Raw genomic sequence first — 19,317 nt, forward strand, 5'->3', positions numbered from 1 at the left:
TGCTCCCTTCCTAAAGATCCTTCCTGATCTGCACAGCGGCATGGCTGGGTCGTGGACGCAAAAGGCCGGTGACGCGACGCTGCGGGCTTCCTCATATCCGGATCCACGGCGTCCTGCCTGCCGACGAATGTCCGTGCCGGCCAGGGGGCGTTCCGGGTATCACCCACGCGTTCGCCTTCCTGCGGCTACTGCCGGGCAGCGACCACGACAAGCACGCGGAGATCCTGACGTAATACGCCACCAACTCGCCGTGCTGCACCGCCAATTCGGCGAACAACGGGTCCGGTTCGAGCCGGCCGATCGGGCATGGCCGGCCGTGCTGCTGCGCCTGCGGGTGCGCATCGATCCGGCCCCCGGAGCGGGCTGCCACCACCTGGGCGCAGTTCCTGCGCTCGCAGGCCGAGGGGCTGCCGGCCGCGGACTTCCTCGAAACGATCACACTGACCGGCACCCGCATGTACGTCCTCGGTCAGCGACCACCAGCCGCCGGATCCGGATCCTCGGCGCCACCGCGCACCCGACTGCGGCATGGGTGACCCAGGCCGCTCGCAACCCGATGATGGACCTGGAGGACACGGGATGCCCGGTGAAGGGCCTCATCTGCGACCAGGACGGCGAACACCCGGCCCAGTTCGACACGGCCCTCACCGACGCAGACATCAACGTTGTGCTCAGCGGGCGTCCGAATGCCCGGATGAGCGCGGCGATGGAGCGATAGATGCGGATTTCCCGCCGCCAACTGCACGACCGGATTTTGATCTTCAACCGCCGACGTCTGCTGCACTCGCTGCGCGAGTACGAGCACGCCGCTCGACCTGCCCGTACGACATTCTCGGCAGGTACACCGTCGTCCAAACTCGGGCGAACGTATCGCTGCACCGGGGAGAGAGTTTCGGGGGACGGTTCAAAATAGAACAGGCAAGGCAAAAGCCCTGATCAGCATTCCTGCTGGTCAGGGCTTTTTAATGGTCGGGCTGACAGGATTTGAACCTGCGACCCCTTGACCCCCAGCATTTAGAGGGCCCAGCGACGTGCTAACAAACGTTTTACCAGGTCACTCAAAAGTATACTCGGCCGAGTAAAGGGGTCCACGCCAGTCGCCCATTTGGAGCTCTCCACATCCTATATGACCTGGACTTTTGTTGCCGCCGTTCTGTCAGACGCCCCCTACTGCCGTCCGTGCCTGGCTCCGGATCGCCTGAGTGGCGGCCTGATCGTGTCGGGCGGCATCGCGGGAAACGGACCGGCTCCCGTCACCCATCGCGGCGCGGCGGTGTCCTGGTTGCCGAAGGGTCGGGTTTCTTTCCTGGCAGCCGTGCAATGACGATGTATCTGGGGTTGTCTTCCTCTTCGCGCTGCACCTGCTCGACCCACATGTTCGAGTACAGGTCCGGGGCGCCTGTCGGTGGCGTTGTGAGGTCGAGAACTAAAAGAATTGCGAAGGCTATGTCAGTGTCGGTGTAGACGGCTGCTTGACCTGCGTAGCTTCGGAGTCCATCTTTACTTGCGTCTGTCGTCTCGCGTTTGCATTCAACGCAGAAGCTGACGTTCCTGAATTTGACCAGTACGTCGGCCCGACCGCGACCGCGGTCTATAGTTTCGGCTTGGGCGACGTTGTAGAGCGGCCCCTGAGAGATCCATTCCTTATAGTCTTGGTGGAAGGGCTTCTCCAAGGCTGCGGCCGAGTTCGGCGTCGTCCTAAGGTAGGCGGTCCGTTCGCCGCCCATGGTTGCGCCGATATTGTGGCGGCTGACTAGGAAGAGCATGGTTTGCTGGAGCAGCATTTGGAATGGGCCGGCGCTTGCTCCGATCCAGTCCGGTGAGGCGGCCAGCTGCCGTTGGAGTTCGCCGAGTTTGGTTTCGATCTTGATGTTGCCTGTTTCGGCTTCGGCGATCTTTGCGTTCCACAGAATGGATTCGATGGCTTGTTGCAGCCGAGCTGGGACGTTATTTACAAGTTCGATTGCGTCTTCAATACCGAAGTGGTGTAGAACCGCCGGTAGGCGGCTGAGCTCTTTTCCCAGGCCATCACGCTTCCCTGCTGCGGGTGCCGCGTCGGGTGATGGTTGGCTGCAGCGAAGGGCCTGGTGGACAGCAATGTGGAGGCGCTGGGTGGAGGGATCGTCTGCGAAGGTTGGATCATGGGCAAGGGCATGGTCCAGGACGGCGAGCCGGGCCTTGTCGTCGATGAAGGCGCTTTCGATTGTTGGCCGTATGAGTAGCTCTATGCCGTGGGGGTCGTTCGAGTCGGCGTGCACGGCGAATGATCTCGCGGCTTGGTATGCGTCGCGGAGTGCTGCGATGGCTTGGCTTGGGTGATACCAGCAGTCGCTTGTGAGTGGTTCGGCGGCCGTAGTGAGGGTTTCGGCGAGTTGGAGCCAGGCAGTTTCGGCTTCGGCTCGCGCCCAGGACCATGGGGGTAGGTAGCCTCCGGAGAGCCAGGCTTGGTGGTGGGTGACCGCGTCACGGAGTCGGTTCGCGGCGGCGCGGAGTGGGGCTGTGTCGGCTCGCTGGAAGGCCATGATCGCGTCGAGTGCGGCTGCGTAGGTTTGGGCGTCGTGGCGTGCTTCGTCGGTTGCTTCGACGGCGGCGAAGCCAGTGCGGGCTTGCGCGAGGGCGTGTACGAGCTGGTCCTGGTTGTCAGCGTCGAGTGCTCTACGTAGGTCGGCCAGCGCTGTTTCGAATCCTGCGTCTGCTTCCGCGTCGGGGATGCCGGTGAGGCGGTGCAGGAGAGTGAGCAGGTCGTCGTCGGGAAAGTGCTCGTGGGCGAGGCCGGCGATTCTTGGTAGGCGCTTGGTCATCTCGGTGGGCGCGTTGGTGACGATGTCGGGCAGCTCGGTTAGCAGTGCTAGCAGGCGGTGCGGGCGGAGGATCTGCGTTGTGCACAGGTGCAGCCAGAGTTCCAGTGCGGTTGCGCCGATAGCGGCTGTGGTTTCGTCGGCTTCCGGGTCGGTGCCGGCTTCGGCGCGCTGTTGAAGCACCCGTTCGAGTGGTCTGCCGAGGCGGGTGGTCAGTGACGGGTAGCGGATCAGCCGGGTGGTGGCGCTGAGGTAGGACGAGTAGCGGTCATGTTCTGCGAGTCCGTGCAGGATCGCTTTGTCGATTAGATGGCGTGCTGATTCGTCTACTGTCTGGTTTTCTCGGCCGGCGATGTCGATGAGGTAGGGGAATAGCGGGCTGGGGGCAAGGTGGGTGGCGTCGGCTGCGACGGCTGGCAGGCCGCCGAGGTCTGCGGCGCGGGGGCCTGCGTGAAGTTCGTCGGCGGTTGCTTGTAGTGCCCATGCTTGCAGGGATGCGGTGATCGCTTGGTTCATTCCGCACCCCCTACGTCGGGTTAGAGCATATATGCGCTGATCTAGTAGAGATGTGTGCGGTCTGCTCCGGCGAAGATCTTGTCGGCGGGGAAGGTTTCCCAGATTTCGTCGCGGGCGGTGGCCAGGATGATCTGCACACCTTCGTCCTCGCCGAGGCTGCGGAGTTCGTCAAACAGGGTTTGGACATCGCCTTTGACGATCTCGACGTCTGCGGGTGAGTCGATGACGAGCAGGCCGGGGTGTGAGTGGATGCCGTGGCGCCGGCCGACGCGAATCAGGCTTACCACGACGGCGATGCGAAGGCGAAGTCGTTCGCCGGGTCCGAGTCTCCTGAACGGAGTGGTGCGTGTGTTGTCGGATTTGAGGGCGTTGACTCTGCCGGCGAGGTCCAGCTTGACCGACTTGAGGTTGGTGATGCCGAGTTGCCGGGCGAGAGTGATGATCTCGGCGTTCAGTTCGTCGAACAGCTCGCGTGTCGCGTCAGTAGCGATCTTGTTGAGAGTGGCCTTGGCTGCGGACAGGATGCGTTCGGTTTCGTCGTCGGCGGGTGTCTGGTCGCCGAGCTTCGAGACCACTTCGAGAGCGCCTTTGAGTCGCGCGACCTCGGTTTCAGCCGCCCGTAGGTCTGCCAGGTAGTCGGCGTAGCCCTGTTCGTGTTCGGCGGCCGCTGTCGCTTGGTCTGCGAGGGCCTCCGCCTGTGACAGTGCCCTTTTGAGTGATTTCATCGCGGAGTCGGCGCTGTTCTCGGCCGATCGTGAGGCGGTGAGGCGGTGCTGTAGTGCGTCGAGGAGTTCTTGGCGATCGTCGTCGTCGACGCTCTCGATGTGCAGCGGGCTCGCGCATACCGCGCATCGATGTTGCTGAGCCTCTCGCTGGCGCCGATTCTCGCTGATGTCGGTTTCGCAGCGGGGACAGGAGTGCGGGTCGAGCGCGGCGAACAGGGTTCGGGCGGCTGCTGATTCTGATGCTCTTCGAAGCGAGCGTTCGTCTTGTATGCGGGCTTGCCGGGCTCGCTCGTATGCGTCTTGTGCGCGGGCTAGCTGACGTTGAAGGGGAAGGAGTGCGCGGGTTGACTCTTGGGCCTCCCTGAGCCGGGCAGGAAGATCGGGCCGGGTGGAGCGTATGGAGTCGAGGCGGGATTGGGCTCGGGCGAGTTCGTCGTGCAGCGGCTGCCATTGCTGTGTGCGTACGGCTGCGTCCGCGGTTGCGCGTCGGGCGGCGTGTCGGCTGGCCTGCAGGTTCTCCTTGGCGGAGACGTCCGCGCCCATGACTTCGGCGGTGAATGGGACGTCGAGGAAGACCTGCATGTAGCGGGTGGGCAGTTGGCCGAAGGCGGTGCGGCCGAAGAGCACGGAGTCGCTGCCTGACGCCAGGGCGATGACGGAGAAGTAAGCGGGCCAGCCGTGGGTCTGGACACTGCCGTCGCGGGCCCCGTCTTCTTCGGTGGCGCCGGGTGTGGCACTGAAGACGTGCAGCGGTGGCAGGGCGAGGCGTTGAAGCATGAAGCGGCTTACCAGTGCGGCGTATGCGTCCTGGTTGTCGACCGTTTCCACGATGCGCACGCCTGACCCGGCTTCGGCGTCAGTCGGAAGGGCAGCGAGTTGCTCGGTCCTGTCGGCTGTCAGCAGCGCGGCTTCGCGGAGGGTTCCGTTCTGGAGGTTGAGGCGGAAGGAGACGGGGACCGTGGCGACTTCTGCGTCGAGGCGGATGTAGTGGAACCACCGGCGGGTGTCTGACCGCTCGTAGGTTTCGTCGGGTTCGCCGCGTAGCGGCCAGGTCAGTGCCCAGAGAATGGTTGACTTGCCGGCGGAGTTGATGGTGCTGGCTACTGCCCAGGCTCCAGGGCCGAGGGTGACGTCCCATTCGAAGGGCCCGTCGGAGCCTTCCGTGGTACCGGTCTTCTCACCGCGAACGTAAAGGCGGTGAATGACGAGGCTACGTTGTGCCGGAAGTGGCCGGGTGAGGGTGACGCCGGCGTCTGCCAGTACAGATCGGACGGCTTCCTCGGCGGCTCCAGCGGCTTGCGCGATGTTGTTGAGTAGTTCGCCTTCGTTGGGCACGTTGTGGATCATGCGGGGGCCGCCGCGTTCGGCTTCATCTCAGCGAGGCGCTGTCGGGCCCGTTCGGCGATGGACGCGATTTCTTCGTTCAGGCCCGTCCCCGCATAGTCCCTTTGGAGGTATTGCCTCTTTCGTAGGGCTGTGCCGGTCATGCCGGTTCCTTGCGCCAGTGCTACGACCAGTTTGGTTCGTTTTCCGTACCATGCCAGGTTGGGGAAGTCTTCGACACAGGATCGTGCGGTTTGTCGGCCCCTGGTCGTCAGGAAGTAGTCGTAGTGGCGGACGCGCTGGTCGGTGCGAGAGGAGCGCACAACGGCCAGACCGGCGACGGACAGCACGCTCATGGGCATGTCCAATGGTTCGTAGGCACCGAACTTGAACCGCAACATCGGAATCTGGCGGAGCTCTGGCTCGTCGGAATCGAGGATCTGCGCAGCGAGTCTCAGTAGCACCGGCTCACCGCTCTTCTCATACTCGGTGAGGAGTTCGTCGGCGAGGTAGTCGGGGTAGCGCAGCCAGAAGTCGAGCTTCTGCAGGAGTGTCTGCGTCCGCACGACGCCCACAGCGGTGGCTGGTGCCGTGTTCGCCTCGCGGAGATCTATGTCGGTGACTGCGGCGTCGAGTAGGAGCAGCAGCCGAACCGCATCGAAGAACGGATCTCCGTCACCGGCGGTAGTCCCCATGGGATGGAACGTAACGGAATCAATGCTTCACGCCTAGACCCGATTCTGTCGCGGCCGATATGTCGGCTCGGGCGTCCTGGCCGCGGTTGCCGGGATCATGCGGTGTGCCGGACGAGGACGTGGTGCGGTCGCGGCAGGACGGGGCACTCGATCCGGTGGCGTGAATCTTGCCGGTTCGCGGGATCCTTTGGCATCAGTCTGCAGCGGTAGCGGTCATCAGGTCGATTGGCGGGCCCCGATTTGCGGTACACGGGCGTGCCGGGGCCGAGAGACGGTCGGGTCATGGCACAGGCCGTCGCGCCTGTTGACGCACGAGCGCATCGAGCTTCACCGCGCAGAAATAGGGGGATGGCGCCGCGCCAGGGCCGCGCGAGTTGCCCAAGAGCGCGAGGCCGGCCGCCCAGTCGCCGACATCGCCGCCGAAGGGCGTCGCCCAGCAGGTGGCGTACGAACTGATCCGGGAGGCGCGGGAGGAATCCTGAGTGGATCTGGCCGGGTTCAGGGCGCGAACATTTTCTCGTGTGTCGTTCTCGATATACGCGTACAGTGATGGCGTGTCCAGCAACTGGCCGCGCCTGACACAGCCAACCTTGGCTGTGCTCGACGTGCTCACCCACGCCAGCGACGAAGACCCGGTCTACGGACTTCGCGTCTGCGACGAAGCGGATCTTGGCCCCGGCACTGTGTACCCGATCTTGGAGCGCCTCGCCGAGATCGGCTGGATCGAATCGTGGCAGGAGGCGGAACAGCCGTCTGGTCGCCCACGCCGTCGCTACTACCGGATGACCGGCGTTGGCCGACTTCAACTCGCCGAGGCCCGCGCCGCCCGTGCAGCGCGCCGTCGTCGCTGGGCGCCGTTTACGCCGAAGGTTGAAAGCGGCGGGGCATCGTGAACGAGTTCTTCCATGAAGATCGCGCCGGTGAAGACCACTGGCAATGCATCGCCAAGGCTAGGAACAAGGTCTTCGCCGCGATTGTTGGCCTGGTCTGCAGCATTGTCGTGATAGCAGTGTTGACCTTGATTGCCAACGCACTGGAACGGGAGATCGTTGGGTCCTTCTGGTCCTCTGCGCTAAGCACGGCGATGCTGGCGGTCAGTGTGGCGGTCGGTGCCCTCCTGGTGGCTCTCGTGATCGTCTCCCTGGGGTACATCGTCGGCCCCACCGGGCCGAAGCGGCGTGCTAGAAAGCCCCTGGCCGGAGCGCGGAGCCGGCTCATCGGGGGCGTCATCACGGTGGCCGCGGTTGTTGCCGGTCCGCGACGCGCCAGCGACGCCGAAACATGGTCGGCGCACCTGCTTGGCCATCCTGGCGATCGGGCTCTTAACAGGCGGCAACAGTTGCGTGCCGGCGCGGGCTTCCTCGCCGCAGCGGTCAGGATGCGCGCCCAGGACGCGCGGCGGCAGGCGTGCCGGCCGCTGGACTGGCTGGTTACCACGGACGACCGGCTCAGCTGGCTCGTCGTGCTGGTCACTGCAGTGCCTGTCGTGTGCCTCCATGGGGCCGGCGGTTGGGCGAAGGTATGGGAGGACCTGGAACAGGTCGGTGTGGTTGCGACGTTCGCCACGGCGGCGGCGTACGGGTGGCGCCGCATTCGCGGCATAACGGCCCCAAAGCCCAAGCCGCGGACAACATCAGAGACGCCCGACCAATGAGCCCCGTTGTACCCGATCTGAACGCTTGCCGGGAGGCAGCCCGGGCGGTGCGGGCAACGCCGTGTTGGCCGCACGTCAGGGATGCGGTGCGCCCGCCCGGCGTCGGCATCCACCGATCCCGTCCACCGCTCGGCCTGTTGCTTTATGTGGCCGCCTGGGACGGTCGTCTGGTCTGGCGGTCCGCCGACGAGTTTGCACTGATCCAGCCGCCGATCGCCCGCGGCAGGGATTGGGCGCGCAGCGCCGCCGGGCGCACTTGGCTCGGCCGCCTGGATCGCTGGTGGGACCACCTGGTGTTCGGCGTCCCACCGTTCCTGCTGCTCACCGCGAGCGTACCGGCGGCGTTTGTCCCCGTGGTGGGCCCGCGGGTCGCGCTCCTGCTGGTCGGCATCGCGTTGCTGTACATCCTGGCGCAGGTGACCGTCGGGCTCATCCTGCGTTCCGTCAACCGGATGTGGGGCACGTCCGGCGACAGCGTCCGCGGTCTGCACTGGACTGTGGTCCTGGTCCACCTGACCGACCCGGCGAACGCCGATCGGCTGCTGCGGGCCGCTCTCGACCAGTCGCAGTACCTGACGAGGACGAACATCCGGCCGGACGTGGCCGAGGGCACTCACGCCCTGATGTGCCTGGAGCGCGCGGTCACCACCGTGGAGGCCCGGCAGGCCGTTAGGGACGCACCGTCCGCCACCGACTCTGGCCCGGACCGGCCGGGCGTTCTCGTCGTGTTCGACGGCGGTGGGTTCGTGCCGCCGGATCCGGGGGCACACCGGCAGATCAGCTTCATTCCGCTGCTCCTGACCGGTACGGCGCTCGCCGTCGCGGTGGCCGGCCTGCTCGTCGCGAACGCGGAGGCAGGCGCCTGCGCCACCGCGCAGGATTGCGCCGGCCGGCCGGCAACCTGGATCGACGCCATGACCTGGCTGATCTACCGGATGGTCCTCGATGATGCCGGTCTGACCCCGGCGACCACGCAGGCACGGATCTTCGGCTGGCTGATGCCGCAGCTCGGCCTGGTCGTCCTGCTCTGCCTCGTCGTCGCGGGCAGGCGGCAGGCGAGCACTTTTAAGAAACGACAGGCAAGGACGTACGCCCATTTGGAGGCGACGATCAACCGCCGCCTCCGTGTCCTCGTGCTGACGGTAATGGATGTCGAGCGAGACGCGGTCATCCGCGCGGTCACCGCCGCGAACGGTCGGCAGGCCGAGCCCGACACGCTGGGTGGCTATCCGGTCTTCCGCCTCGGCCGACTCGGTGACCAAGGCACCGAGGTGCTTCTCGCCCAGTTCGCACAAGGCATCGTGACCCCAGCCGCCATGATGCTCACCGCGGAACGGCTCATTCCCGCCGTGCAGCCCGACTACGTAATCCTCGCCGGCATCTGCTTCGGGCTATGGTCGAGCGAGCACGACGGCGGCGCACAGGGACTCGGCGATGTCGTCGTCTCGGAGTACGTGCACAACGTCGACCACCGCAAGGTGACCGACGAGGACGGCAGCGAACGGATCATCTGGCGCGGCGAGCGGGTCCCGGCGAGCACCCCGTTGCTGCTGGCGTTCAAGGCGGCGACGCCCGGCTGGACCGGCCGCCCGGTCCACTTCGGTACGGTCCTGTCCGGCAGCACCCTCGTCGGCAGCGCAACGCTGCGCGCGCAACTGCGCCGGGAGTTCGAGGAGGCGGCGGCCGGCGAGAAGGAACTGACCGGGGTCTACGTGGCCACCGCCGGTCGCCGCAGCGGCTGGATCATGGTCAAAGGCATCTCCGACTGGGGCACCGGCGAACTGACCGACAGCACCAGACAGCTCGCGGCGAAGGCCTCCGCCGACTTCATCGTGCACACCCTCACCTTCGGCATACCGCCTGTCCGCCCATACGGCTGACCGTGATTCAGCTGAGGGAGGTGTGGGCGCCAGGCTCACTGGATTTACGCCGCACGCATCCGGCAACTGTGTCGAGCAGCCGGATCGGGCCTGCCTGATCTTTGGCTGACATGGTGCCGGTCACCTCTCTCAGGGCGACGGTCGCCGGCCAAGATCGGCAAGGCGCGTGGTGGCGTGTTCGTTTCCTCGCGAACTTTCCGCCCGCAGCTCGGCGATGCGGCCGCTGTCGGCAAGCAGGTCAGCCAGGCGAACGTCACCGATGGCGTATCCGGCAGCTGACAAGGCCCGGAGCAGGTCTGGGCGCTCGTGGCGCAGGAGCAGGTCAGCCAGGTAACGGACAGCGGTCCAGCTTCCCGCGGCGGCGCGTTCCATCAGCCACTGGTACGCGTCGTCGACCCGCCCATGTTCGCTGAGCAGGTCCGCGATGTCGAACGTGACGGCGTTGGATCCGAGCAGCGGTTCGAGGATCTGGCCGCGTTCGGCCAGCGGCCGCAGCAAGCCCACGGCCGCGTCGAGGTCGGTAGCGGCGAGCAGAGAAGCGAGATCCCGGGTGGCGCCCTCATCACCGGCCTCAGCCAGTGGGCGCAGCATGGCGATGGCACGCCGCCGCTCGGTCTCGGTTGATTCCGCCATGTTGGCCACCACGATGATGGCGTGGCGGTCGCCAGCCTGTGCCCGGGCGTGCAGTTCGGCGGTGTGGTGGTGCAGGGCAAGCCCCTCGGCGAGCCAGAAGGCGGCGGAGTCGTCACCGGCAGCGGCGGCTCGCAGTTCGTCGAGCTTGTCGAGCTGAGCCAGTGTGCGATGCAGCGCAGTGGTGGCGGTGTCGGCGGTCAGCTGTTCATGGTGTGCGGTGTCATCATGCGGGCGCCGGCCACACTGTGGGCAGCGGGGATCGTCGCTGTGATCTGGTACGACGCTCAGGTCTCGGAGGTGGTCGATGCGCTGCTTCTCTTCCAGGATCTCGATGAGTCGGATACTGAGCAGGCTACTGGCGGGGTGCGCTGCGACCCAAGCTGACAGCACCGCGATGGCTTCGTCGTCGTGGTCGCCGGCGAGCAGCAGGTCGACGAGCTGCGAGGCGAGGTTCTCGTCGGTTAGGGCGTACGGGCGTAACAAGGTGAGGGCGTCCGACGGGCGGCCCATCGCGGTCAGTAGGTGGGCGAGCTGGCTGACGGCGGCTACATCGCCGGTGTCTGCGGCAGGTCTCAGGATTTCCTCGGCCCGGTCCTGATGCCCGCGGTGCTCGAGGATCCGGGCGATCTCGCGGCGGGACTCGTTGGTGGCCGGGTTCATGACCGCGGCGACAGCTTCATCGACGCGGCCTTGGGCGACCAGAACGTCGGCAAGTCCGCTGCGGGCGCCCGGCTCGCGGTGTGTCATGGCGGCACGGAAAAGATCTTCGGCGATGTCGAGGCACCCGTGGCGTTCGGCGGTGCGAGCGATTCGAGTGGTGTCGTCGCGGTGGTGGTGGTGAATCAGTGCCGTCCACGCCGTGTCCGGCAGCCGTTCGTTGTGACGGTGGGTGCTGGCGTACTGAACCAGATAGTCGGCTGGCCGGTAGCCGTCGATGACGCCGATCTGCGTGGCGACGGCGGTCAGGCAGGCCGTTCCGCCACGAACCTGGGCGGTCGCGTAGGTGAGCGCGTCGGTGAACCAGGTGAGCTCGTCGGCCGCCGCTCTAGCCTGCTCGGTGAGGTATCCCGGCGCAGCCTGCCGGAGGAAATCAGTCGGGACCGGGTGCGTGGCCCCGACACGGTTGGCGTCGAGGGCTGCGGTTATCAGAGCGGAGCCGGTGGGATGGGTGCGGTTCGTCCAGCGGCGGACCAGCTCCGGGCCAGCGGCCAGGACTTGAGCGACGCGGCTGTTTCCGCCGGCGAGCGCGACGAGGATGCGCGGGTCGTCGGTGTCGCGGGCTCGGCGTAACTCCTCGACGCTGAATGACTCCGGCACGTCGATAACCTTGGCCAGGCCGAGGATGTCGCGGTCGTTGGCGTACGGGTCGAGTCCTGTCGCGTCCGGGTTGGGCGGTGCGGTACGGGCGAAGTAGTGCCCCGGCCAGATCGTGGCGAGCACGATCATCCGGCGGCTGAGCAGCGTGCGGACGACGTCTGCGCTCAGCGGATCCCGGTGGTCGAGAAAGCGTGGAAGATTGTCGAGCCAGATGACCGGTTGCGGTGTCATGCTGGCCGGCATTGTGGCAAGGTCGCTCGGTTGGGACGGCTGGATGATCTGCGCGTGCGGCGCGGCGGCGCGGACGCCGGCCCACAGCAGGCTGGTCTTGCCGACGCTGGACCCGCCGACCAGGACAAGCATCCCGCCGTTAGCCGACGCGTCGGTGATGACAGCGCAAACCGCGTCGTCGAGGTCACGGCGGACGTATGGCGGCAGGCTGGTGGTCCCGGGCTCGACCTGGATGCTTGCGTGCACGCCGAGCATGCGCGGGTCGGCCTCGGAGACCAGCAACGGCCGCGGTCTGCTGGTCGCCGCCGCCGGTTGGTATTTCCGGTCGAGTCGGTTACGCGCGTCGATCCACGGCTGTTGGTCGGCTCCGATGACACCGCATCCGGTGAGGAACCGGGTGAGGTTCTGCTGGCCAGGAAAGTGCGTGCCGCGGGTCATGTTGCTGATCGTCGCCGAGACGATCGTGTCAGCGTGGGTGCGTTGTTCCAGTGCCCGGGTGATCTCCCGGTGCGTGCGGGTGCCCTTGAGCCGGGCCAAGGCGTCGGCGAACTGAGCACGAGTCTGTATCTGTGCAGGGTCGGGCACCGCCCTGTCGGTCCCTCTCGGCGCTGAGCGGCGGCCCATGTCGCCACTGTAGACCGCAGCCTGCCCCGGGCCATCGATGCAGATGCACGCCCGGGGTTGCCCAACAGGGCTGCTCAGTCGCTCAAACCCTCTCGGTAATGCGCTGAGCGGTGTGTTCGGCCAGTTCGATAGGGGGTGTGCCAAGTGGTCCCGGCCGGCCCGCACCCCCGTTCCGAACTGAAGGGGCAACACCATGATCGAGTACCTGTCCGTCATCCACCCCGTCGGCGACCTGTTGCACGTGATCGCGGGTGCGCTCGCGCTGATCACCGCGATCATGCAGCGGCGCGACCGCTGACCAGAAGGGCCCGGCGCCGCCCCTCGACGGCGCCAGGCTCTCCGCCGAGTAGGGGTGAGCTCTGCAGCAGCCTGGCCCCGCGTTGACGCAGGCGTAGGCGTAGGAGGCAAATGTGCCCACGCGGTATTCAAACTGGCCGCACCCCACGCCGCCGCACCGCGCGATGTGGAGTCGCCGGACGAAACAGTGGACGATGTCCGCGTGCGCTCCAAGCCACCGTGGGCCGGATTGTCGGTCTTCCTCATCGCCGTGGGCACAGTCGCCGGGGACCTCGTGGTCAACGCCGCGGCCGGCAGCCTCGGCGATCTCACCAAGCACCGGACGGTCCTGCTGGCCGCGGCCACCGGGGTCGCGGTTCTGGCCGGCCTCGTCGCGCTCCGGCAGTGGCGGGGAGACGAGCCGGCCGATCAGGAACCGGCCGGCACCGGCGCGGCGGGCATGGTGTCGCTGGTTCCGCCGGCGGACCTCGCCGAGCAGAGGGTCCGCGGCCGCGACGCGGTGATCGCCGAGCTGACCCGCATCTTCAGCCTCCGCGGGCGGCGCGCCCCACGGGTGCGGGTCCTCAGCGGCCTCGGCGGCTCGGGCAAGACCGCCGTCGCCGGCGTCGTCGCGCACCGGCTGCGCCGGCGAGGGGTGGACGTCTGGTGGGTGTCCGGCGCCACGGCGACCGGTCTCCAGGCCGGCATGCGGGCGCTCGCCTACGCTCTCGGCGCCACCGAGGGGGACGTCAACCGAGCCTGGTCCACCAGTGGCGACGCGCCGGGCCTGCTCTGGCGACTGCTTGAGGCCCGGTCCCGCCGGTGGTTACTGGTCATCGACAACGCCGACGACGTCGATGCGCTGGCCGCCGAGGGCGAGACGGTCGCGGCGGCGCGCGGCTGGCTGCGCCCGGTCCCGTCCGGCCGTGGGGCGATCCTCGTGACCAGCCGGGACGGTGACCCGAGCAGCTGGGCCCGCTGGTGCCAGATCCGGCCGATCGGCGTCCTGAACAGCCAGGACGGGGCGAGGGTCCTCCGCGACCAGGCCGGCGACCCGGCCGGGAGCTGGGACGACGCGGTCGCGCTCGCCGAGCGGCTTGGCGGCCTGCCGCTGGCGCTGCGGCTCGCCGGAGGCTACCTGGCGAGCACCAACCGGGTGCCGCTGCCGGGCGCCATCACCACCTACGCGGCCTACCGCGACGCCTACGGCCGCGGCGGCGTGACGGCTGTCTTCGGTATGCCCGACGCGGCGCTCACCGACGAGCGGGCCCGAGGGGTGATCGGCCGCACCTGGGAGCTGTCGCTGGACCTGCTGGCGGGCCGAGGGCTGGGCGCCGGCCGGCCGCTGCTGCGGCTGCTCGCCGGTCTGGCCGACGCTCCGATCCCGTACGAGCGGGTGCTGGACGCGGCGGTGCTGGCCGGCTCGGAGCCGTTCGCGGGGCTGGACGAGGCGCGGCTTCGGGAACTGCTGCAAGCCCTCGCCGGGCTGTCGCTGATCGACCTGGAGACCCGCGGCACCCCGCCGGCCCGGCGGCCGTTGACTGTGCGGCTGCACCCGCTGGTGCGTGACACCGCCCGGACGCCGGACTCCCTGGGCCTCGCCGTCGAGCTCGTCGGCCGCGCCGCGTCGGACGAGATCGCCGGGCGGCCGGAGGACCCGGCGGGGTGGCCGCTGTGGCAGCTGCTCGATCCGCACCTGACTCACCTGTCCGGCGCAGCCGCCGGGGCGCCCATCGAGGTGTTCCTGAACGCCGCGTCGGGTGCGCTGCGGGCGGTACGCCACCTGAACATCAGCGGGCTGTACCCGGCGGCCGAGCAGACCGGCCGGGAGGTCGCGAAGGCCTGCGCGCAACGGCTCGGCGCCGACCATCCGGCGACGTTGCGGGCCCGGGCCCAGCTCGCCGCTGTGCTGGGCGCCTCGGGGCGGCCGGAGGCCGCGCGTACCGAGCTGTCCGGGCTGCTCAGCCTGTTCGTTCGCAGTCTCGGCGAGACCCATCCCGACACGCTCGAGGTCCGCGGCTCGCTCGCCCGGTGGACCGGCGAGTCCGGCGACACGGCGGCCGCCCGCGATCAACTCGCCGCGCTGGTGCCGCTGTACGCCGAGCGGTTCGGCGAGGAGCACATCGAGACGCTGCGCGTACGGGCGAATCTTGCCTCCGCCGCGGGCGACGAGTGGGCCATGCGGGACCAGTTCGCCGACCTGATCCCCGTCTACGAGCGGGTGTGCGTACCGACCCACCCCGACACGCTGAGGGCCCGCGCCAACCTCGTGGAGGCCGGCGGCGCCCGGCTCGACGCCCGGGGACCTTCGCCCAAATCGCTTTCTTGTACGAGGAGATTTACGGCGCCGAGCACCCCGAGACGCTGCGCGCGCACGCGGCGCGGGCGCGGTGGCTCGCGGTCGCCGGCGAACCTACATGAGCCGCCCGATGTTCTTCTCGGCTTCAGCGCGGACCGCGGCGCCGAAGCGGGCGTCGACATCGTCCTCGCTGTCGACGTACTCCTCGTACAGCAGGCGGCAGCCTCGCATCGCCGACACCAGATCTTCGAGCAGGTCCGGGGCCGGCCGTCGCGGGTCGAGCAGTGTCACCCGCAGCGCAGTACGCTCGGCGTCCTCATCGTCGTCGTCCGGCTCGTCGGCTCCGTCAAGGTTTCGTTGAATCAGTACATCATCGAGGTCCGAGACGATTCCTTCGGCGACCAGCATGGCGTCAGCGACCATTTCAACGACCACCCGGTACACCGTGTTACTGAACTCGATGAGGCTCAAAACCTCGACGGGACTATCGAGCGGCAGAGCCTCGAGATCATCAGCAGCGGGCAGCACCCCTGCCGGATCGATCTCGGACACGGTCGCGACGACGTCCACCGCCGCCTTCAGCCAGTGCGCGGCCGCCACGCACGCGGCCGTCGGGTCGAAAGATGTCAGCAACCGTTGCCCTCCCAACGGATCCTTCAACAGGGCGGCGTGCGCGGCGGACACATGCAGTGGACTCGCGCCAGCGCGGCTCAACACCACGGCTTGCACCGCTCGCCCCGTCAAGTCGCCACGCTCGGCCATCTCCACGGCCTCGATCTCGGCCTCAACGTCGGCGAGCACCGCATCGCGCTGCTTCTGGTCGCCGATCGCGTGTAACGCCCTGCCGGCCCGGTGGGCGCCCTCCTCCACCGGGTCATAGCTGACGAGCAGCATCCCCTCCTCGTCAGGAAGGTTCGGGGTCGCCACGTTCGCCACGACCGTGGTGAAGCTGTCCCGCTCCAACTGCCGCCGCCAACCTTCCGAGTTCTCCTCCATGCTGGCCGCCGAACTCGCGGGATGCGTGTAGCACCGCCACAACGCAGCCGACAGGCCCGTGAGCTCCGCCGCGAGGGCAAGCACCTCATCCACACCGGCAGAGGGCGGAAGCGCGCTGACCACCGCCGCACGCAACCCGGCACCGGCCGGCCAGGTCCTGATCAACGTGCTGGCCTCGACGTCAGCGGCATAACTGGTCACGACGCACCTCGTATCGAACGACTCATGAATGCCTCATATCCTTATAACTTTCCTCGACCGGCGATCCTGCGAGAACAACCCGATCGAGTACCCGGTCAACCACCGGCGGCCCGACGCGCCCGCGCCTTCGCCGACCGCTCCGCCAACTGCAACATGTACGCCCTGCGCGCATGCTCAGCCATCTGCGCCCGAACCTCAGGCTCCAGCACACCGAGGGGATCGACCTGCCTCTCGAACCGGGCCAGAAACGCCGACGTCGCCGGCGCCGTACGGCCCTTACGATCAGCGGTGTTCGCCCAGGACGCGTGCGCTGCGATCCGCGCGCGCCGCACACGCTGCCGCCCGGTCAACGCCATCACCGACTCCTCCCCCCGAAAGTCAGACTCGATCACCGATCCGCAGCCGCGCATGAACCTGCTGCGCCCGCTCCGCCGCCGCGCTCGCCCCATAGCGGCGCGGCATGTCATCCGAGGCCCAACCGAGCACCAACATCAGATCACCGGTGTCACCGCCAGCCAGCTTCCACTCATGCGCGAAGTTGTGCCGCCACCGGTGCGCGTGAACCTTCGCGACCCCGGCTAGTTCACCGCGGCGCCGCAGCATGATCTTGATGCCGTTCGCCGCCAGCGGCGTCTCACCCTTCTCCGGCAGCCACAACACCGGCGACTCCGCGAAGCGACGGCGGGCACGCGCCCGCAGATACCGGCTCAACGCCCGGCCGGCCTTGCCACCGAACCGCACCCGGCGGTCCTTCATACCCTTACCGTGAAACAACAACGTGTCGTGGTCCAGGTCCACGTCATCAACGAGTAGACCAGCGACCTCCGACAGCCGGGCACCCGTGTTGAAGAAGACCCGGATGATCGCCTCGTCACGCAGCGACAGGAACGTCTTGTCCTTGCAGGTCGCCAGGATCTTGGCGGTCTCCTCATCCCCGAGGATCGGAATCAGCGTCTCCCCGGTCTTCGGCTGCTTCACCCGAGCCAGTGGCGACCGCTCCAGGTCCTCCTCCTCGACCAGCCACTTGAAGAACTGCTGCAACCCTTTGTGCTTGTTCAACGCCGTCGACGCCGACCGGGTCCGCACCATCCACGCCTGAAACTCCTCGACATGTCCCCGCTCAACCTCAGTCGGATCCCCCGCCGCATCCACCGCGGCAAGCTCGTCAGCGTTCTCCCTCAGATACCGGCCCAGCTGCGCACCGGCGAGCAGATAGTTGTAGCGCGTCGTCTCGGGATAGTTCCCGCCGCGCAGCGTGCGATCCCAATCCCGCAGATAATCGAACCAGGACGGAGCGACATCATGGCAAACCTTCTGGAGATCCAGCACAACATCCCCCAGTGGATTCAAGCCCTCGCTTGAGCTGGAGAGTGGATAACTGGCGCCACGAAGGCAGGACCGCATCAGCGACCAGCTCATAATTCATGATCGCAGCCGAAATACTTCTGGTGAAGTTGTCTGCAGTTGTCCGCAGTAGACCCGAACGGCAGCCACCGAATCAAAAAATCATTCGGCGCAGCAAGATTCTCAATAACGCGCCGCAACACGCAACGACGAGCAACAAGACATGCGCACAGCGCCCGTCATCGGAACGTTTACCGACGGCAACGCCGACGGGTAGACAATTCAAGGAACGCGATATAGCATATGGCTCGGAAGGCTATTGTCAGCTCTGCTACCGACGGTCCACGAACCAATAACCTGCCGGGTAAATGGTTTCGATGCCTGTTGCTGCTCATTGTGACTCAATATAGCCTTCCACCTGCACAGTTCGCTGCCGGACCTCAATCAGTATCGCTCAATGCGGATCGATGTCGGGCGAATAAACCGTGAGTAAGCCGGGAGGAAGCAGGTTGGCACGGCCGCAGTTGCCCATCGGCACAGCAGGCAAAGTCAGGCACACGCAGGTCGGTAAGAGCACCTGGCGCGCACGGTGCTCGTTCCGGGACTACGACGGGGTCACTCGGGATGTCGAGCGCACTGGCGCCACCAAGGCCGCTGCGGAAGCGGCGCTCAAGATTGCGATTCGCGATCGAACCCACGAGAATCGCGATGCCGCGATCAGTCCGGACACGAGGTTGAGCGTCGTAACAGAGGAATGGTGGAAGACGTATGTGATCAAGGAGGGGTCTCTCGGCTCGAGAAGGATCTACCGTGAGCAGATCGATAATCACATCCTTCCGCAGGTTGGAAGCCTTAAGTGTCGCGAGTTTTCCGTCGCACTTGCTGAGCGGGCGTTACGGCGGGTTGAGAATGTTCACGGACCCTCGATAACGAAGACTGTCCGCTCCGTGCTTAGCAATATCTGTGCCTTCGCGGCGCGAATGGGCGCGATGGACCGGAATCCTGTTCGGGAGACGTCACCCGTCAGCATCAAGCCGAGGAAGGCGCCTCGGGCGCTGACCGCTGTCCAGTTTCGCCAGCTGAGGGCCTGGGTGTCTTATTCGTCGCAGGCGGTTCGGCGTGGGATTCCTGAGATCATTGACTTTCTTGGGGCCACGGGTGAGCGTCTTGGCGAGTGCCTGGCGGTGACTGGTGACACGTTGGACGTCGGGGCGCGCACGGTGGAGATTCGGGGAACCGTCGTGCGCCATAAAGGTGTGGGTGTTTGCATTTCGCGATTTCCGAAGACAGAGGCTGGGTTTCGTACGCTCACCTTGCCTGATTGGGTGATGCCGACGGTTGAGTGCCTTCTCGCCAACGCTGTGGATGTTGTGGCGACAGTTGTGAGGCTCAAGAATGGTGTTGAGCTGGTGATTCCGCCGACGGTTTCTACGGCGGGGAGGCGGAGGTCGGCGCCGCCGCTGTGGCTTCAGGAGATGCTGGACGGCGGTAAGTCCTGGACGGAGCGGGTGGTGATCGTTTTTCCTTCTTCAGTGGGTACGCTTCGGGATCCTTCGAACGTGGCGAACGACATCAAGGATGCCTTTGAGTTTGCGGGCTTGGATGATGACACATCGCATCTGCTTCGGAAGACTGTAGCTACGCAGATGGACGACGCGGGCGTCCCTACTCGGGAGATTGCTGATCAGCTCGGGCATGCTAGGCCGAGTATGACTTCTGACGTCTATTTGGGCCGGAGTAGGAAGAGTACAAGGGGTGCCACGGCTCTCGTCGACTTTGCGCCCTAGATTTGTCGTCCCCGGTGG

Annotated in this window: 12 protein-coding genes; 6 read left to right on the forward strand and 6 right to left on the reverse strand. The window is 66.6% G+C overall.

Features of this window, described 5'->3' with window-relative positions; all coding sequences use genetic code 11:
• Positions 1-532: 532 nt before the first annotated feature.
• Complete coding sequence (locus I4J89_RS50660) at positions 533-718, forward strand: hypothetical protein (protein ID WP_230859614.1); 186 nt, start codon at positions 533-535, stop codon at positions 716-718.
• A gap of 535 nt (positions 719-1,253) precedes the next feature.
• Here I4J89_RS50660 and I4J89_RS47530 read toward each other — a convergent pair.
• From I4J89_RS47530 to I4J89_RS47540, 3 genes are read right to left on the reverse strand one after another with little or no spacing between them, the layout of a single operon-like run.
• On the reverse strand, positions 1,254-3,314 hold the full coding sequence (locus tag I4J89_RS47530) for a hypothetical protein (RefSeq protein ID WP_196416694.1): 2,061 nt from the start codon (positions 3,312-3,314) through the stop codon (positions 1,254-1,256).
• A 41-nt stretch (positions 3,315-3,355) separates the two neighbouring features.
• A complete protein-coding gene (locus I4J89_RS47535) occupies positions 3,356-5,374 on the reverse strand; it encodes a coiled-coil domain-containing protein (protein WP_196416693.1) in 2,019 nt (672 codons plus the stop codon).
• 8 nt (positions 5,375-5,382) lie between these two features.
• Positions 5,383-6,057, reverse strand: a complete 675-nt coding sequence (locus I4J89_RS47540; protein ID WP_230859613.1) for a hypothetical protein — start codon at positions 6,055-6,057, stop codon at positions 5,383-5,385.
• Positions 6,058-6,611: 554 nt separating this feature from the next.
• Here I4J89_RS47540 and I4J89_RS47545 point away from each other — a divergent pair.
• From I4J89_RS47545 to I4J89_RS51890, 3 genes are all read left to right on the forward strand, one after another.
• The gene (locus I4J89_RS47545) at positions 6,612-6,950 is read left to right on the forward strand and encodes a PadR family transcriptional regulator (RefSeq protein ID WP_196416692.1); all 339 of its coding nucleotides are present in this window, start codon (positions 6,612-6,614) and stop codon (positions 6,948-6,950) included.
• Positions 6,947-7,711, forward strand: coding sequence for a hypothetical protein (locus I4J89_RS47550; RefSeq protein ID WP_196416691.1), 765 nt, complete (start codon positions 6,947-6,949; stop codon positions 7,709-7,711). The genes I4J89_RS47545 and I4J89_RS47550 overlap by 4 nt, the downstream gene beginning before the upstream one ends.
• Before the next feature lie 86 nt (positions 7,712-7,797).
• A complete protein-coding gene (locus I4J89_RS51890) occupies positions 7,798-9,591 on the forward strand; it encodes a 5'-methylthioadenosine/S-adenosylhomocysteine nucleosidase family protein (RefSeq protein WP_196416690.1) in 1,794 nt (597 codons plus the stop codon).
• Positions 9,592-9,720: 129 nt separating this feature from the next.
• Here the strand turns inward: I4J89_RS51890 and I4J89_RS47560 are convergent, their stop codons facing one another.
• A complete protein-coding gene (locus tag I4J89_RS47560; RefSeq protein ID WP_196416689.1) occupies positions 9,721-12,357 on the reverse strand; it encodes a YbbN family protein in 2,637 nt (878 codons plus the stop codon).
• A 538-nt stretch (positions 12,358-12,895) separates the two neighbouring features.
• On the opposite strand from I4J89_RS47560, the gene I4J89_RS47565 reads away from it, so the two are divergent.
• A complete protein-coding gene (locus I4J89_RS47565; protein WP_196416688.1) occupies positions 12,896-15,808 on the forward strand; it encodes a tetratricopeptide repeat protein in 2,913 nt (970 codons plus the stop codon).
• A gap of 455 nt (positions 15,809-16,263) precedes the next feature.
• Here I4J89_RS47565 and I4J89_RS47570 read toward each other — a convergent pair whose 3' ends face one another.
• A complete protein-coding gene (locus I4J89_RS47570) occupies positions 16,264-16,524 on the reverse strand; it encodes a hypothetical protein (RefSeq protein WP_196416687.1) in 261 nt (86 codons plus the stop codon).
• 22 nt (positions 16,525-16,546) lie between these two features.
• Entirely contained in the window at positions 16,547-17,587 is a 1,041-nt protein-coding gene (locus I4J89_RS47575; RefSeq protein ID WP_230859612.1) for a tyrosine-type recombinase/integrase, read from the reverse strand.
• A gap of 434 nt (positions 17,588-18,021) precedes the next feature.
• Here I4J89_RS47575 and I4J89_RS47580 point away from each other — a divergent pair, with 434 nt between their 5' ends.
• Complete coding sequence (locus I4J89_RS47580) at positions 18,022-19,299, forward strand: site-specific integrase (RefSeq protein WP_196416686.1); 1,278 nt, start codon at positions 18,022-18,024, stop codon at positions 19,297-19,299.
• Positions 19,300-19,317: the final 18 nt, after the last annotated feature.

This window comes from Actinoplanes aureus, assembly GCF_015704865.1.
Classification (GTDB): domain Bacteria; phylum Actinomycetota; class Actinomycetes; order Mycobacteriales; family Micromonosporaceae; genus Actinoplanes; species Actinoplanes aureus.

What these genes read in the sequence shown, in the direction of transcription:
- I4J89_RS47540 (WP_230859613.1), bottom strand. Translation starts at nt 6,057, where the DNA reads ATGGGGACTACCGCCGGTGACGGAGATCCGTTCTTCGATGCGGTTCGG.
- I4J89_RS47570 (WP_196416687.1), bottom strand. Translation starts at nt 16,524, where the DNA reads ATGGCGTTGACCGGGCGGCAGCGTGTGCGGCGCGCGCGGATCGCAGCG.
- I4J89_RS47530 (WP_196416694.1), bottom strand. Translation starts at nt 3,314, where the DNA reads ATGAACCAAGCGATCACCGCATCCCTGCAAGCATGGGCACTACAAGCA.
- I4J89_RS47575 (WP_230859612.1), bottom strand. Translation starts at nt 17,587, where the DNA reads ATGAGCTGGTCGCTGATGCGGTCCTGCCTTCGTGGCGCCAGTTATCCA.